This window comes from Micrococcus sp., assembly GCF_030523875.1.
In the GTDB taxonomy this organism is placed as follows: domain Bacteria; phylum Actinomycetota; class Actinomycetes; order Actinomycetales; family Micrococcaceae; genus Micrococcus.
This window is the reverse complement of the sequence record NZ_JAUNHR010000007.1, coordinates 31,807-47,253: the sequence shown is the minus strand read 5'-3', so window position 1 is coordinate 47,253 and position 15,447 is coordinate 31,807. Positions and strand designations below refer to the sequence as shown.

Genomic DNA, 15,447 nt, shown 5'->3' with positions numbered 1-15,447 from the left:
GAGACGTGGGCGCTCGACCTGCCCGAGGACGCCGACGCCCCCCTGCCCGCCCCGCGCCTGCTGATCGGCCGGGACGCGCGGATGCTCGCCGACGTCGAGCCCCTCGACCTGGACGGCGAGCGCGTGCTGCTGGTCGTCCACGACCGCCGGGCCGACGGCACGAAGGCCCCCAACTCGCTGCTGTCCGTGGTGCGCGAGGCCGACGTGGCCGACCGCGCCGCGTGGCGCACCGTGGTCCCCCACTCCGAGACCGTGCGCGTGGACGGAGTCATGGTCACCCGCACCCACGTGGCGCTCGCGGTGCGCCGGGACACCACGCCGCGCGTGCTCGTGGCGCCGCTGGACGGGCTGCGGGACCTCCTCGCCGGCACGGGCGCGGGCGACGACGGCGGCCCCGCCTCCGCCGGCGCCCTCACCTGGTCCGAGCCGGAGTTCGACGAGGAGCTGTACACGTGCCGCCTGGCGGGCGTGAGCCAGGACTCGCCCTTCCTGCGCCTGACCTACGTCTCCTGGACGACGCCGGCGCGGGTGCTGGACGTCGTCGCGGCCACGGGCGAGGTGCGCCTGCGCCGCGAGGTGGAGGTGCCCGGCTTCGACCGGGAGCTGTACGTGGCCGAGCGCTGGTGGGCGCCGGCGTCGGAGCCCAGCTCGATCACGGGCGAGGACGTGCGCATCCCGCTGACCGTGATCCGCCGCAGGGACGTGGCGCAGGACGGCACGGCGCCGGCCGTGGTGTACGGCTACGGCTCGTACGAGATGTCCATGGACCCGGTGTTCGGGGTGGCGCGGCTGTCCCTGCTGGACCGCGGCGTGGTCTACGTGGTGGCGCACGTGCGCGGCGGCGGCGAGCTCGGCCGAGCCTGGTACGAGGACGGCAAGAAGGCCGCCAAGCACCACTCGTTCACGGACTTCGTGGACGCCACGCGGTTCGTCGCGGACTCCGGCTGGGTGGACCCGGCGCGGATCGCGGCGACGGGCGGCTCAGCCGGCGGCCTGCTCATGGGCGCCGTGCTGAACCGCGCCCCGGAGCTGTACCGGGCGTGCCTGGCGGTGGTGCCGTTCGTGGACGCGCTGACCTCCATCCTCGACCCGGAGCTGCCGCTGTCCGCGCTCGAGTGGGAGGAATGGGGCAACCCGATCGAGGACCCGGCGGTCTACGCCACCATGAAGGCCTACTCCCCGTACGAGAACGTGCGCGCCGTGGACTACCCCGCGATCGCCGCCGTGACCAGCCTGCACGACACCCGGGTGCTCTACGTGGAGCCCGCGAAGTGGGTGGCGCAGCTGCGCCGCACCGTCACCTCGGACCAGGCCACGCCCCTGGCCGAGGGCGGCGCCCCGATCCTGCTGCGCACGGAGATGGACGGCGGCCACGGCGGCGCCTCCGGCCGCTACCAGGGCTGGGAGGACACCGCGTGGGAGTACGCGTTCCTGCTCACGGCGCTCGGAGCGACCGACCGCCTCTGAGGCTTTCGTTCGAGATACGGGCGGCGTGTCGGACGCTTTCGTTCGAGAAGCGGGCGGCGCGTCCGACAGGCCGCCCATGTCGCGAACGACAACGCAGGGGGACACGTCGCGTGCGGGGGTCACCGCTCGCCGCGGACCTCCGCGAGCGCGTCGGCGGCTGACGGCCCCGGCGCCGCGCGGTTCGGCTCAGACGTCGTCGGGAAGGCGCAGGCGCTCCGGCAGGTTCGCCAGCAGCAGGGACCGGAGCCGGTCCCCGTGCTTCATGAGGCCCACGGGGATGTCGCCGCCGCCGCCGTCGAGCGTCTCGATGCTCACCACGTCGATGCCGTCCTCGTCCGTGGTGGCGCTCCATGCCACCACCTCCTCCCAGAGGACGCCCACCCGCCCGTCGGGGAGGTCCAGTCCCAGACCCCGCTCCCCCACGGTGCATCGCAGGCGCAGACCGCCCATGCGCACCATGAGGCCAGGACGGAACTGCTCTCCCTCGATGGCGGGCCCGTCCGGCCGCTCTGCGCGCGGCAGCATCCGGGTGTCGCCCGCGAGGACCTCCTCCTCCGTGCGGCTCCCGGGCCCGAAGCCCACGAGTAGGGTCCTCTCCAGCTGGGCGAGCAGCGCGGCCAGGTCCTCGTCCCGCACGGCTCGGATGTCCTGTTCGCCCACCTGCGTGAGCGGCGGCCAGCCGAGGAGGGCGTCGTCCGCGTCCCGGCAGAGCGCGTCGAACGGGGTCGTCTCGGCCCGGGCTTCCGCGAACTCGAGTGCCGCCTGCTCGCGCTCCGCGTCCGTGACGCCGCCGTCGCGAAGGTCCCGCAGGATGGAGAGCACCCCCTCCATCGCGGCGACGGCGTCCCTGTCCGAGCATCGGACCGCCACGACGACCACGCCGCGCCGCCCGACCACGGCGACGTCGGGCGCGATGTCGTAGACGATCCCGGTCTCCTGCCGCAGGCGACGGAAGACCCGGGAGCGCAGGGTGCCCAGCAGGACGGCGGTCGCGGCGGGCGCCTCGAGGATGTCCGGTGCCACGAACGACAGCGACGGCTCCTCCGCCCCGGAGAGGTACTCACCGGGCAGTGAATGGTCGAGCGCGGGGGTGTCGGGCGGCGTCCGGCGGGCCCCGGCGGGCAGGGGCAGGCGGAGGCCCTCCGGCACCGGGCCGGACAGTGCCAGCACGGCGTTGCCGGCCGTGAAGTGCTCCCCGGCCCACGCCGACGCCTCCTCTGCCGAGAAGCGGGCGGTGAACCGGGCCGGCACGGCACCGAGGCCGAACCCGGTGGCGCCGAGCCGGACGTGCAGGTGCTCAGCCGCGATCTGGTCCCCCATGGGACCGCCGCGCTCGGCCAGCAGCACCCGGCGTGACCGGTCCACCTCGGTCACCGGCAGGCGACCGATCGCCAGGTCGGCGATCCGGGAGCAGATCTGTCCGAGGCGGCGGACCACCACCTCCGGAGTCCCCTTCACCTGGAACGCCGTGTACGTCATCCGGGACTCGCCGTTGACGTCGGGCTCCAGACCGTCGACGCCGTCCAGGGCCACGTGCTCGACGAGGTGGGAGAGCCCCAGCGTGGACACCGTCTCGTCGACTGCGCCGACACGGAATGTGAGGCGGGCGATCAACGGTCCGTCGGCGGCGTCGAGGGAGTGGACCTCGACCTCGTCGAGGCGGGTGATGGCAGGCACGGGCGCTCCTTCTCGTCAGGTCCGGGCGCGCGTGTCCCGAGCCCTCGGGGGCGGATGCGCCGGGTATGTCGGATCACACCACACCCGAGCGGTGGCGCGCCGCGACACGCCCAGACCAGGCCTCAACGCTCCCTCAGCGCTCGCCGCGGGCCTCCGCGAGCGCGTCCGCCGCGCGGATGAGCCCGAGGTGGCTGAACGCCTGCGGGAAGTTCCCGGCCATGCGGCCACGCTCGTCGTCGTACTCCTCGGCCATGAGGTGCAGGTCGTTGGCGCAGCCGTCCAGGCGCTCCATGAGCGCCTCGGCGTCCTCCACGCGGCCGGAGCGGGCGTACTGCTCCACGAGCCAGAACGCGCAGATCAGGAAGGGTGCCTCGTGGCCCTCCAGCCCGTCGGTGCCGTCGGTCTCGTAGCGCTTCACGAGGCCGCCGGTCGTCATCAGGTCCCGCTCGATCCGCTCCACGGTGGCGAGCATGCGCGGGTCGTCGTGCGGGAGGAAGCCCGTGTGCGGGATCTGCAGCAGGGAGGCGTCCACGGCGTCCACCCCGTAGGTCTGCGTGAAGTGGCCGTCCTGGTGCACGCCATGCGTGAGGATCTCCTCGCGCAGCTCCGCCTCGGCGCTCGCCCACAGCTTCATCTCGTCGTCGGTGGCTGTCATGCCCTGCTCGCGGACGGCGTGCAGCGCGCGCTCGACGGCGGACCAGATCATCACGCGCCCGTGCGTGAAGAACGCCGGCTCGCCGCGCATCTCCCACAGGCCGTGGTCCTTCTCGCCCCGCCGCGCCAGCGCCTGCTCCACGAGCCGCTTCTGCAGCGGCCACGACCAGCGGTCCTCCTGCACCCCCGCCGTGCGCAGCGCGCACAGGGCGATCATCACCGTGCCGATCACGTCCGCCTGCCACTGCGTGGCCGCGCCGTTGCCGATGCGCACGGGCAGGGAACCGGCATGCCCCGTCAGGTGCTCCAGCTCGCTCTCCGGCATCTTCCGCTCCCCGGAGAGCGTGTACATGATCTGCACCTGCTCGGGGTCCCCGGCGACGGCACGCAGCAGCCAGTCGCGCCACGCCGTCGCCGCGTCCTTGTGGTTGTGCGCCAGCAGCGCCTCGAGGGTGAGCGCGGTGTCCCGCAGCCACACGTAGCGGTAGTCCCAGTTGCGCTCCCCGCCGAAGTCCTCGGGCAGGGACGTGGTGGCCGCCGCCACGATCCCGCCGGTGTCCCGGTGGGTCAGCCCCCGCAGCACCAGGAGGGACCGGCGGATCCGCTCGGCCCGCGCCCCCTCGGCGTGCGGCTCGCCCAGCCAGTCCCGCCAGCCGTCCACGGTGCGCTGCAGGGACGTCTCGACGTCGGGCGCGGCCGGCGCGGTGCCCCACGCCGGGTACCAGGCCAGGCTCCAGGCCTCGCTCTCGCCCTCGCCCAAGCGCGTGGTGCCCACGTGCCGCATGTCCGCGGCCTGCAGGTCCGGGCCGTGGACGGCGATCGCGTCGCCGCCGGCCACGAACGCCAGGAACCGCTCCCCGGCCGCGTCCTCCTGGCGCGAGACCCACGGCGCCACCTCGCCGTAGTCCAGGCGCAGCCGCAGGCACTGACGCACCTGCACCCGACCGGAGAGGCAGCGCACGCGGCGCACCAGGTCCGCGCGCGTGCCGGCGCCGTCGGCGGGGTGACGCGTCGCGCCCTCGTCCGTGGCGCCGGCCCCGGCGTCCTCACCGTCCACGGCCGGGCCGCGGGCGTCCTCCAGGGGCATGAAGTCCAGCACCTCGGCCTCCCCCTCCGGTCCGCGCCACAGGGTGCGCAGCACGAGGGTGTCCTCGAGGTACTCGCGCTCCACGACCTCGCCGCCCTCGACGCCGAGCGCCCACTCGCCGTGCTCGGCCTCGCCCAGGAGCGAGGTGAAGATGGCCGGGGAGTCGAACCGGGGCAGGCACAGCCACGTCACGGTGCCGTCGCGCGCGACGAGGGCGCCGCTGTGCTGGTTCGAGAGGTACGCGTGGTCGTCGATGCGATGGCGGTCGGTCATGCCCGCCAGTCCATCACCGTGGAGGTGCGCGGGCCCAGATGTCGCCGCCGGACCGCTCGCCCCTGGACCCCGCATGCCGGGCCCGGGGAGACTGGCCGCCGAGCACCCGCCACCGAGGAGGACCATGCCCGAGCACCAGGACGCCCAGGACGCCGACGTCGCGGAGCGCACCGGTCCGCCCGCGCAGGCGACGGCGGACCTCAGCCGCCCCGTCGCACTGATCATCATGGGCGGCAGCGGCGACCTCACGAAGCGCCTGCTGCTGCCCGGACTCGCCCAGGCGATGGCCGCGCACGAGCTGCCGGAGGTGACGCTGATCGGCTCGGGCCGGGGCGAGATGGACGACGCGCAGTGGCGCGAGCTGATCGACGGGGCCCTCGCGGACGCCGACGTGCCGAAGGAGCGACGCCGTCCGCTCGTGGACGGGGCGGTCTGGCATGCGGCGGACGCCACCGTCGCGGACGACCTGCGGGGCCTGTTCGACGCGGCGCGCTCGGCCGCGGGCGCGGACGCGGTCCCGGTGCTGTACTTCGCCGTCGGGCCGGGCGTGGCCGCGAGCGCGTGCGCGGCGCTCGCACAGCTGGACGACCGCCCGGAGGACCTGCGCCTCGTGATGGAGAAGCCGTTCGGCGAGTCCCAGGAGAGCGCGCGGGACCTGAACGCGCTGCTGGCGCGCATCACGGACGAGTCCCACATCCACCGTGTGGACCACTTCCTCGGCGAGTCCATGGTGACCGCGATGCTCGGCCTGCGCACCGCGAACCGGCTGCTGGAGCGCACGTGGAACGCCGGCGACGTCGAGCGCGTGGACATCGTGATCGACGAGTCGATCGCCCTCGAGGGGCGGGCCGGGTACTACGACACGGCGGGCGCGCTCAAGGACATGCTGCAGTCGCACCTGCTCCAGGTGCTCGCGATGGTCGCGCTCGAGGCGCCCACCGCCATCGCCCCGCGCCCGCTGCAGGACGCGGTGGCCACGGTGCTGCGGGCCACGCACGTGTGGGACGACGACGCGGCCGCCTCCTCGCGGCGCGCGCGGTACACCGCGGGCGAGGTGGACGGGCGGGCGATCCCGGACTATGCCGCCGAGGAGGGCGTGGACCCCGAGAACCGGACGGAGACGCTGGCCGAGGTGACGCTGGCGGTGGACACTCCGCGCTGGGAGGGCGTGCCGTTCCGGCTGCGCTCGGGCAAGGCGCTCGCCGAGACCCGCTGGGAGGTGACCATGACGCTGCGGCCGCCGCGGTTCACCCCGGAGGGGCTCACGCCGGCCGAGGGGAAGGACACCGTGGTGGTCGGGCTGGACCCGCAGCGCCTCGCGATCTCCTTGGCCGTGGACGACGCGGACACCCCGTTCGAGACGCGGCGGACGCAGCTGGAGGCCGACCTGGCCCAGGGCCGCGTGGACGCGTACGGCGAGGTGCTGCGCGGCATCCTCGCCGACACCCCGCTGCTGTCCGTGCGAGGGGACGTCTCCGAGGAGTCGTGGCGCATCATGGAGCCGGTGATCGCGGCGTGGAAGGCCGACGAGGTGCCGCTCGAGGAGTACCCGGCCGGCTCGCACGGCCCGGCGTCCTGGTCCTGACCCCACCGGCGCTTTCGTTCGAGAAACGGGCGGGGCGTCGAGCGCTTTCGTTCGAGAAACGGGCGGGGCGCCGCACTCTGCCGGGATTCGCGGTCGTGGCTGGGTGCAGGTCGACCGGTCCAGTGCGCAGGCCTCCGCCCACCCAGTCTTTCCGCCGCGCCGTCGACTCCCTCCGCGCCCGGTCAACACCGGCTCGGCATCACCGGCATCCCTTCCTTCGCTCCCCTGGGCCCCTCCAATCCCACGGACGGCACCCCGCGAAGGCACCCCGACTTCTCGCACGGTGATGAATGGCACGCCGCCCATGTCGCGAACGAAGGCGCTTCTGACCTTCCCCGTTTCTCGAACGAAAACGTGGGGGCAGTAGGGTCGGGGCCATGACCGAGCCGCCCTCCGCCCGCCCCGACCGCGACCGCCTCCCCGAGAAGGTCTCCGACGTCTTCGACCCGCAGCGCTGGCGCGTGGTGGAGGGCTTCGACCTCGAGGACATGACGTACCACCGCCAGGTGGAGCGCGACGTCGAGGGCCGCTGGGTGCGGGACCTGCCGACGGTGCGCATCGCCTTCGACCGCCCGGAGGTGCGCAACGCGTTCCGTCCCGGCACCGTGGACGAGCTCTACCGCGTGCTGGACCACGCCCGCATGACCCCGGACGTCGGGACGATCCTGCTCACCGGCAACGGCCCCTCCCCCAAGGACGGCGGCCACGCGTTCTGCTCCGGCGGCGACCAGCGCATCCGCGGCCGCGACGGCTACCGCTACGCCGAGGGGGACACCGCCGAGACCATCGACCCGGCCCGCGCCGGCCGCCTGCACATCCTCGAGGTGCAGCGGCTGATGCGGACCTCGCCGAAGGTGATCGTCGCCGTCGTGAACGGGTGGGCCGCCGGCGGCGGGCACTCGCTGCACGTGGTGGCGGACCTGACGCTCGCCTCGAGGCAGCACGGGAAGTTCAAGCAGACGGACGCCACCGTGGGCTCCTTCGACGCCGGCTACGGCTCCGCCCTGCTGGCCCGCCAGGTGGGCCAGAAGCGCGCCCGCGAGATCTTCTTCGCTGCCCGCGAGTACTCCGCCGAGCAGATGGTGGAGTTCGGCGCCGTCAACGAGGCCGTGGACCACGAGCGCCTCGAGGAGGTGGCCCTGGAGTACGCCGCGGACATCAACGCGCAGTCCCCGCAGGCCATCCGCATGCTCAAGTTCGCGTTCAACCTGCCCGACGACGGCATGGCCGGCCAGCAGGTGTTCGCCGGCGAGGCCACGCGCATGGCGTACATGACGGACGAGGCCGTGGAGGGCCGGGACGCGTTCCTGCAGAAGCGCGACCCGGACTGGACCCCGTTCCCGTACTACTTCTGATGCCCGTCACCCCCGCGGCGCTCGCCGCCGCCCGGGACGCACTGGCCGCGGCGTTCGACGGCGGCGCCCCGGTGGAGCTCACCGCGGACGGCGCCGTCCTGCCCCGCCCCGAGGCGCGGGACGTCGCTCGCGGCGGGCACCCGGACGCCGTCGCCGTGGTCCGGACCTCCGGGTCCACCGGCACGCCCAAGCAGACGGTGCTCACGCACGCCGGCCTCGAGGCCTCCGCGGCGGCGACGGCCGCCCGGCTGGGCACCGAGGGCGCGTGGCTGCTGGCCGTGGGCCCGCAGTACGTGGCCGGCCTGGCGGTGCTCTCCCGCTCGGTGCAGGCCGGGACCGCGCCCGTCGCCCTGGCCCCGGGCCCGTTCACGCCCGCGCTCTTCGCCGACGGCACCGCCCGCCTGCGCGCGCAGGCCGGGGACGTCACGCGGATCGTCTCCCTCGTGCCCACCCAGCTGGCCCGGCTGCTCGACCCGGCCGCCGACCCCGTGGGCCTGCGCGCCCTGCAGGGCTTCGACGCGGTGCTCGTGGGCGGGGCGCGCGTGCCCGACCCGCTGCGGGCCGCGGCCGCCGAGGCCGGCGTGCCGATGCACCTGACCTACGGGATGTCCGAGACGTGCGGCGGGTGCGTCTACGACGGCGTCCCCCTGCCGGGCGTGCGTGCGGACCTGGTCTCCCCCGCCCCGGACGACGCCGACGCCGTCCCCCGCCTGCGCCTGTCCGGGCCCATGGCGGCCGCCGGGTACCTCGACGACCCCGAGCGCACCGCGGCGCACTTCGGCGGGCAGGGCCCGGCGCGGTGGTACCTCACCGAGGACACCGGCGCGGTGGAGGACCTCCCCGACGGCACACAGCGCGTCACCGTGACCGGCCGCGTGGACGACGTGGTGAACACCGGCGGGGTGAAGGTCTCGGCCGCGGCGGTCCAGGCGATCCTCGAGGCGGACCCGGCCGTGGCCGCCGCGTGGGTCGGCGGCGTGCCGGACCCGGAGTGGGGCCAGGCGGTCGTGGCGGCCGTGGTGCCGGCCGGGGCCCCGGCGGCCTGGGACGAGGCGCAGTGCAGCCGGCTGTCCGGCGTCGTGCGCCGGGGGCTCGGCGCGCCCGCCGTGCCCAAGCGCTGGCTGGCCCTCCCCGCCCTGCCCCTGCTGCCCAACGGCAAGACGGACCGCCGGGCGCTGCTCGCCCGCCTGCGCTGACCGACGGCGAGGCCGCCCCCGGCCGGTCCGGTGCGACAATGGACCGTCCCGCCCCGCCCCCTCCAGGAGGTCCCCCGCCCATGGCCGCTTCCGTCTCCCAGTGGATCGCCGCCGCGCGTCTGCGCACCCTGCCGATGGCGGTCGCGCCCGTGGTGGTGGGCTCCGCCGCGGCCCACGTGCTCGGCGGGCTCCACCTCGGCCGGGCGCTGCTGGCGCTGATCGTGTCCCTGGCCCTGCAGGTGGGCGTGAACTACGCCAACGACTACTCGGACGGCATCCGCGGCACCGACGACGACCGCGTGGGCCCCTTCCGCCTCACCGCCTCCCGGCTGGTGCCGGCGAAGGCCGTCAAGCACGCCGCGTTCGCGTGCTTCGGGGTGGCGGCCGTGGCGGGCCTGGCACTGATCGCCCTCTCGGGCGCGTGGTGGATGGTGCTCGTGGGCGTCGCGGCCATCGTGGCGGCCTGGTACTACACCGGCGGGAGGAAGCCCTACGGCTACCTGGGCCTGGGCGAGGTCTTCGTGTTCGTGTTCTTCGGCCTGGTGGCGGTGCTCGGCACCACGTACACGCAGGCCGGCAGGGTCGACGGCCTCGCATGGGCAGGCGCGGTGGGCTGCGGCCTCATCTCCACGGCCCTGCTCATGGCCAACAACATCCGGGACATCCCCACGGACCGCCAGGTCGGCAAGATGACGCTCGCCGCCCGGATCGGGGACGGCCCGGCGCGAGCCTCCTATGCGGCGATGCTCGTCGTCGCCGTGGTCCTGCCGCTGCTCTTCACCGGCGCGCACCCCTGGCTGTGGCTCGTGCTCCTGACCGGCGCGGCGGCCGTGCGGCCGTGCCTCGACGTGCTCCGGGCGCACGAGCGGGCCGACCTCATCCCCGTGCTCAAGGCCACCGGGATCGTCGGCGTGGTCTACGCCGTCACGTTCGCCCTCGGCGTCGCGCTCTGACGCTCGCCCGGGCCAGGGGAGCTCAGCGGCCGAAGCGGCCGTCCGTGTAGGCGTCCTCGGCGTCGGCGTCGGCCGTCTCGGTGCGGCCCCGGCGGCCCTGGCGGCCCTCCCACGCGTCCTGCAGGTCCCGCGAGGCGCCCATGCGCAGGCGGGTCAGGAACAGGTATGACACCGCGAAGGTGAGGATCGTGGCCACCACGAGGGCCACCAGCATGCCGAGGTTCGTCAGGTAGTAGACGGCCGCCCAGATCAGGAAGAACAGGACCACGCGGACCAGGCCGTAGAGGAAGAGACGCATGGGCCCAGTCTAGGAGCGGCGCCCGCGGGGGCCCGCCGGGGCTCGACCCCGCCCGGCGCCGCGCCCCGCCGCCGGCCCTCGTAGACTGGGGCGATGGGTCGGTTCATCATCCCGGCGGCGATCGCGCTCGTCGGCCTCACGCTCTACGCGCTCTTCGAGGCGCTGCTCACCCCCGCGCACCAGGTGCGCTCGCTGCCCAAGTGGGCCTGGGTCCTCACGGTGGTGCTGCTGCCGCTGGTGGGCCCGCTGCTGTGGCTGATCCTGGGCAGGCGCCGGGTGCCCCGCACCGCGGGCGGGTCCGCCCCGGCCGCCCGCCCCGCCTCCCCCGACGACGACGAGGACTTCCTGCGCTCCCTGCGCGTCCAGCGGCGGCAGGCGGAGCGGGAGAGGGAGCTCGAGGCGCGTGAGCGCGAACTGCGCGCCCGCGAGGAGGAGCTGCGCCGTCGTCGGGGGCGGGGCGAGGACGACGGCGACCCGGAGGACGGATCCGCCCGCTGAACCCCCTCCCTCCCAGCGCTCCGGCGACATTCCAGCGGTGCTGACCCGCTGGAATGTCGCCGCCGCGCTGGGCGTCCCGGGGAGGGTGGACGCGACGAGGGCCCCGCCGGAGTGTTCCGGCGGGGCTCTTCCGCGCGCGGGGTCCGGCGGTGCCGGTCAGCTGGGCAGGCCCGCGTAGGAGTGCAGGCCGGGGAAGAACTTGTTGACGATCGTGTAGTTGAACACGACGCACAGGAGGCCCACGATGCTCAGCCAGGCGGCGCGGCGGCCGGTCCAGCCGCGGGTGGCGCGGGCGTGCAGGTACGCCGCGTAGACCACCCAGATCACGAAGGTCCAGACCTCCTTGGTGTCCCAGTTCCAGTAGCGGCCCCACGCGGCCTCGGCCCAGATGGCGCCGGCGATCAGGGTGAAGGTCCACATCACGAAGCCGACCGCGTTGATGCGGTAGGACCAGTTCTCGAGGGCGCGGGCGGAGGGCACCAGGCGCAGGAAGGACCACGTGCGCTCGCCCGCGGCGGCGCGCAGCTCGGCACGCTCCTGCAGCAGCTGCAGGGCGGACATCGCGGCGGTGAGGGTGAACAGCGCGGTGGCGAGCACCGCGATGGACACGTGGATCACGAGCCACGGCGACTGCAGCGGCGGCTGGAGGTGGCCCACCGGCGTGGGGAAGCCCATGGTGGCCGCGCACATCATGGCCACCACGAGGCCCGTGACGAACGTGCCCACGAAGCGCAGGTCCTTGCGGATCAGGAACGCCAGGTACACGCCCGTGATCAGCACGGCGCCGGTGGTCATGAACTCGTAGAGGTTGCCCCACGGCACGCGGTGGGCGGCCATGCCGCGGGCGACGACGGCGAACGCGTGCAGCGCCCAGCCGATCGCCAGGACGGCCACGGCCACGTTGGCCACCGGACGCCGGCCGTTGCCGGTGTAGTCCATGTCCTCGTCCACGAGGTCCACGGGGGCGCCGGAAGCCGTGCTCGCGCCGGCGGGGGTCGTGGTGCCGCCGGCGGACGCGCCGAGAGCACTGGAGCCGCCGGCGCCGACCGCGGCGAGCTCGCGCTCCCGTGCCGGGGCGGCGGCCGCGCTCGCCCCGCCCTCGCGGGCCAGCTCGGCCTCGAGGCGCCGGATGGTGGCCGAGGAGGTGGCCATGTCGATCGCGAACAGGATGAACGAGACCGCGTACACGAGGGCGGCGATCAGCATGAACAGGTCGCTGTAGTACGCGAGCTGCTCGTTCACGGGAGCCATGGGATTGAACACTGTCAGTCTCCAGATCGGGGGGTCGCGGGGGCGTCGGGGGTGGAGCCCGGGGCCGCGGCCGGGGGCTGGTGGGGGGTCGGGGCGGGATCCGGCTCGGGCGCCTGCGCGGCGGTCACCGGCCACATGCCGTCGAAGGCCTCGCGCAGGGCCACGTGCTCCTCGCGCAGGCCGAACTCCTCACCGCGGGCCAGGAGCGCGTACTCCACGCGGGTGCGGCCGGCGTCGTCGGCACGGGCGCGGACCCACACGCGGCGGCGGCGGGTGAACAGGCTGATCGCGAGCCCGGCCAGGGCCGTGAGGGCGAAGAACCCGACGCCCCACTTGCCCGGGTCGTGGTGGATGTCCAGGCCGACGTAGCGGCGCACGCCGTCGAAGCTGATCGAGCCCTTGCCCTCGGGGAGCTCGTACGTCTCGCCCACGGCCAGCGTGATGCCGCCGTTGGCGTTCTTGCGGCTGTTGAGCTCGGTGAGGGACGCGGTGTCCAGGACGTAGACGTTCTGCGGGACGCCCGCGTCCAGGCCGAGGTCGCCGTGGTACGAGTTCAGGATCAGCTTCGGGTTCAGCAGCTCGGGGTCCACGGAGATCTCGACGCCGGAGCCGGTGGGGTCGTCCGCCGCGGGCATGAACTGACCCACGAAGCCGAGCTGGTCGGGCCGCGCGTCGGGCACCTTCAGGACGGCCAGGGAGTTGTAATTCTGGTCGGTGACGCGCGTGACCACGGGCCCCTGGAAGGCCACGTCCCCGTTGCCGTCCCGGACGGTGACCACGGGTGCGTAGCCGTTGCCCACGAGGTACACCCTGGCGCCGTCCACCTCGAGCGGATGGTTCACCTTGAGGATGCGCTCCTCGGGCGCGGCGTCGGAGCCCTCGCGGACCTGCATGACGGCCGTGTAGTCCAGGGGCTGGCCGTAGTGGGTGAGGGACTGGCGCTCGAACTCGGCGTCGAACGACTCCAGGGTCAGGGAGAACGGCTGCAGGTCCTCGGCGTCGAAGTACATGCCGGGGGTGAAGGAGTCGTAGGAGACCAGGTTGTTGGCGAACCCCTCCCCCTCCACGATGATCTTCTGCCCCGTGTACTTGGTCATGGCGCCGTAGGCCATGAACACGAGCACGCCGATCAGGGACAGGTGGAACAGGATGTTCCCGACCTCCCGCAGGTACCCGCGCTCGGCGCCCACGGAGGCGCCCGCGTCCTCGGGACGGAACTGCACGCGGTAGCGCCTCCTCCTCAGCCAGCGCTGGGCCTGGCGGACCGCCTCCTCGGGGGCGGGGCCGCCCTCCTCGAGGACCACGACGCCGGACTCCGGCAGGCGTCCCAGGTTGCGGGGCGTGCGGGCCGGGGGCTGGCGCAGCGCCCGGGCGTGCTTGACGGCGCGCGGCAGCACGCAGCCCACGAGGGAGATGAACAGCAGCAGGTAGATCGCGGAGAACCAGGCCGAGGAGTAGACGTCGAAGAACTGTGCCCGGTCCAGGACCGGCCCCCAGAAGGGGTTGTCCTCGATCCACCGGTCCACGATCTCGGGGCCGGCGCGGCGCTGGGGCACGAGCGAGCCAGGCACGGCGGCCACAGCCAGGAGCAGCAGGAGCAGCAGCGCGGTGCGCATGCTGGTCAGCTGCGTCCAGGCCCAGCGCAGCATGCCGCGCGCGCCGAGCGCCGGGAGAGCGACGTCGTCACGGCTGCGGGCGCGGGAGGACCCGGTGGGGGCGGGCTTCGGGCTCACAGGGGCATCACCCATTCATTCTGGAACCAGGACTGCAGGCGGACCATCCACTCGGTCCACAGGCCGGTGACCATGACCAGGCCGAGCAGGATCAGCACCGCTCCGCCGGCCACCATGACGGCCCGGCGGTGCCGCCGGAAGAACCCGAGGGCGCGCATGCCGCGCTCGATCCCGAAGGAGATCAGGACGAACGGCAGGCCGAGGCCCAGGCAGTACAGCCCGGCCAGCAGTGCGGCGCGGGCCACGGCGGAGGAGTCCTGCGTGTAGGACAGGGCGAAGACGGCGGCCAGCGTGGGGCCGATGCACGGCGCCCAGCCGAGGCCGAACGTCATCCCCAGCAGGGGCGCCCCGGCCAGGCCGGCGGCGGGCCTCAGGTGGAGCTTGCGCTCGGTCTGCAGCCCGCGCAGCCCGCCCATGAACACCACGCCCATCACGATGACGAGCACGCCGAGCAGCTGCGTCACCCAGGCAAGGTCCCGCAGGATCCGGAAGGCGAGCTCGGCGAAGAGGATGTTCATCACCATGAAGACGGCGGTGAAGCCCAGGACGAAGAGCACCGCGCCGAGGACCACGCGGCCGCGCCGCGGGGTGTCCAGGGCGGCGCCGCCCAGACCCGAGACGTAGCCGAGGTAGCCGGGCACGAGCGGCAGCACGCACGGGGAGAGGAAGGAGATCAGGCCGGCGAGCAGGGCGATGGGCGCGGCCGCCAGCAGCGAGCCGTCGAGCGCGATCTCCGCGAAGGGGTTGTCCTGCATCCGGGGCGGGCCTCAGGACTCCGCGACCACGGTGTCCAGCAGGGCCCCGAGGGTGCCCTCCTGGACGGCGCCCAGCACACGGGCGGCCACGCGGCCCTGCCGGTCGAGCACGAGGGTCGAGGGTACGGCCTGCGGGGGCACGTGGTCGGTCATGGCCAGCAGCACGTCCCCGGAGGCGTCCTCCACGGACGGGTACGGGATGGCGAACGTGCGCTCGAACGCCTGGGCCGTGGTGACGGTGTCCCGCACGTTCACGCCCAGGAACGCCACGCCCTGCGGGGCGAACCGCTCGTGGAGCGAGACCAGGTGGGGGGCCTCCACGCGGCACGGGGCGCACGCGGCGTACCAGAAGTTCAGCAGGGCCGGCTCGCCGCGCAGGGATTCGCCGGTGACGGGGGTGCCGTCGAACAGCTCCGCGGTGAACTCCACGGGCGCGCCGCGCTCCTCGGGGGCGAACTCCACCACGGAGCCGTCTCCGGCGATGTAGTTCTTGCCGCCGGCGTTGCCGGCCTGGCGCGCGAGGGAGTCGTCGCCGCCCGAGCAGGCCGCCAGCAGCGGGGCCAGGGAGGCCGCGGACAGTCCGCTCAGGACGGCGCGGCGGGAGGGGCGGGACGGGAGGGACATGACGCGGGCGCTCCGGGGGACGGGGACGGCGGGTGCGAAGA

Annotated in this window: 13 protein-coding genes; 6 read left to right on the top strand and 7 right to left on the bottom strand. The window is 74.2% G+C overall.

The features are described 5' to 3' along the window. On the top strand, nt 1–1,467 hold a 1,467-nt coding region (locus tag Q4D18_RS02045; RefSeq protein ID WP_303125271.1), incomplete at its 5' end, for a prolyl oligopeptidase family serine peptidase. Between the two features lie 186 nt (nt 1,468–1,653). Here the strand turns inward: Q4D18_RS02045 and Q4D18_RS02040 are convergent. Beyond that, nucleotides 1,654–3,144: an insulinase family protein gene (locus tag Q4D18_RS02040; protein ID WP_303125269.1), complete on the bottom strand. Its 1,491-nt coding sequence runs from the start codon at nt 3,142–3,144 to the stop codon at nt 1,654–1,656. Between the two features lie 133 nt (nt 3,145–3,277). Then, nucleotides 3,278–5,158: a glycoside hydrolase family 15 protein gene (locus Q4D18_RS02035; RefSeq protein ID WP_303125267.1), complete on the bottom strand. Its 1,881-nt coding sequence runs from the start codon at nt 5,156–5,158 to the stop codon at nt 3,278–3,280. Nucleotides 5,159–5,282: 124 nt separating this feature from the next. Here Q4D18_RS02035 and Q4D18_RS02030 point away from each other — a divergent pair, with 124 nt between their 5' ends. The 4 genes from Q4D18_RS02030 to Q4D18_RS02015 all read left to right on the top strand — a co-directional run bounded on the left by Q4D18_RS02030 (nt 5,283) and on the right by Q4D18_RS02015 (nt 10,247). Then, the gene (locus Q4D18_RS02030; RefSeq protein ID WP_303125265.1) at nt 5,283–6,743 is read left to right on the top strand and encodes a glucose-6-phosphate dehydrogenase; all 1,461 of its coding nucleotides are present in this window, start codon (nt 5,283–5,285) and stop codon (nt 6,741–6,743) included. A 377-nt stretch (nt 6,744–7,120) separates the two neighbouring features. After that, entirely contained in the window at nt 7,121–8,098 is a 978-nt protein-coding gene (locus tag Q4D18_RS02025) for a 1,4-dihydroxy-2-naphthoyl-CoA synthase (RefSeq protein ID WP_303125238.1), read from the top strand. After that, a complete protein-coding gene (locus Q4D18_RS02020; RefSeq protein ID WP_303125235.1) occupies nt 8,098–9,294 on the top strand; it encodes an AMP-binding protein in 1,197 nt (398 codons plus the stop codon). The genes Q4D18_RS02025 and Q4D18_RS02020 overlap by 1 nt, the downstream gene beginning before the upstream one ends. An 80-nt stretch (nt 9,295–9,374) precedes the next feature. Beyond that, nucleotides 9,375–10,247: a 1,4-dihydroxy-2-naphthoate polyprenyltransferase gene (locus Q4D18_RS02015; protein WP_303125234.1), complete on the top strand. Its 873-nt coding sequence runs from the start codon at nt 9,375–9,377 to the stop codon at nt 10,245–10,247. A 22-nt stretch (nt 10,248–10,269) separates the two neighbouring features. On the opposite strand, the gene Q4D18_RS02010 is transcribed toward Q4D18_RS02015, so the two are convergent. After that, nucleotides 10,270–10,545, bottom strand: coding sequence for a DUF4229 domain-containing protein (locus tag Q4D18_RS02010; protein ID WP_303125233.1), 276 nt, complete (start codon nt 10,543–10,545; stop codon nt 10,270–10,272). Between the two features lie 93 nt (nt 10,546–10,638). Here Q4D18_RS02010 and Q4D18_RS02005 point away from each other — a divergent pair, with 93 nt between their 5' ends. Then, nucleotides 10,639–11,043 (top strand): PLDc N-terminal domain-containing protein, encoded by a 405-nt coding sequence (locus Q4D18_RS02005; protein ID WP_303125232.1) that lies wholly within the window; start codon nt 10,639–10,641, stop codon nt 11,041–11,043. A 156-nt stretch (nt 11,044–11,199) separates the two neighbouring features. On the opposite strand, the gene ccsB is transcribed toward Q4D18_RS02005, so the two are convergent. From ccsB to Q4D18_RS01985, 4 genes are all read right to left on the bottom strand, one after another. Next, nucleotides 11,200–12,294 carry a c-type cytochrome biogenesis protein CcsB gene (ccsB, locus tag Q4D18_RS02000; protein WP_303125231.1) on the bottom strand — a complete coding sequence of 365 codons (1,095 nt, stop codon included), beginning with the start codon at nt 12,292–12,294 and terminating at the stop codon, nt 11,200–11,202. Nucleotides 12,295–12,308: 14 nt separating this feature from the next. Beyond that, the gene (locus Q4D18_RS01995; protein WP_303125276.1) at nt 12,309–13,943 is read right to left on the bottom strand and encodes a cytochrome c biogenesis protein ResB; all 1,635 of its coding nucleotides are present in this window, start codon (nt 13,941–13,943) and stop codon (nt 12,309–12,311) included. Between the two features lie 80 nt (nt 13,944–14,023). Then, entirely contained in the window at nt 14,024–14,782 is a 759-nt protein-coding gene (locus tag Q4D18_RS01990; RefSeq protein WP_303125230.1) for a cytochrome c biogenesis CcdA family protein, read from the bottom strand. A gap of 12 nt (nt 14,783–14,794) precedes the next feature. After that, the gene (locus Q4D18_RS01985) at nt 14,795–15,406 is read right to left on the bottom strand and encodes a TlpA disulfide reductase family protein (protein WP_303125229.1); all 612 of its coding nucleotides are present in this window, start codon (nt 15,404–15,406) and stop codon (nt 14,795–14,797) included. Between the last annotated feature and the right edge of the window lie 41 nt (nt 15,407–15,447).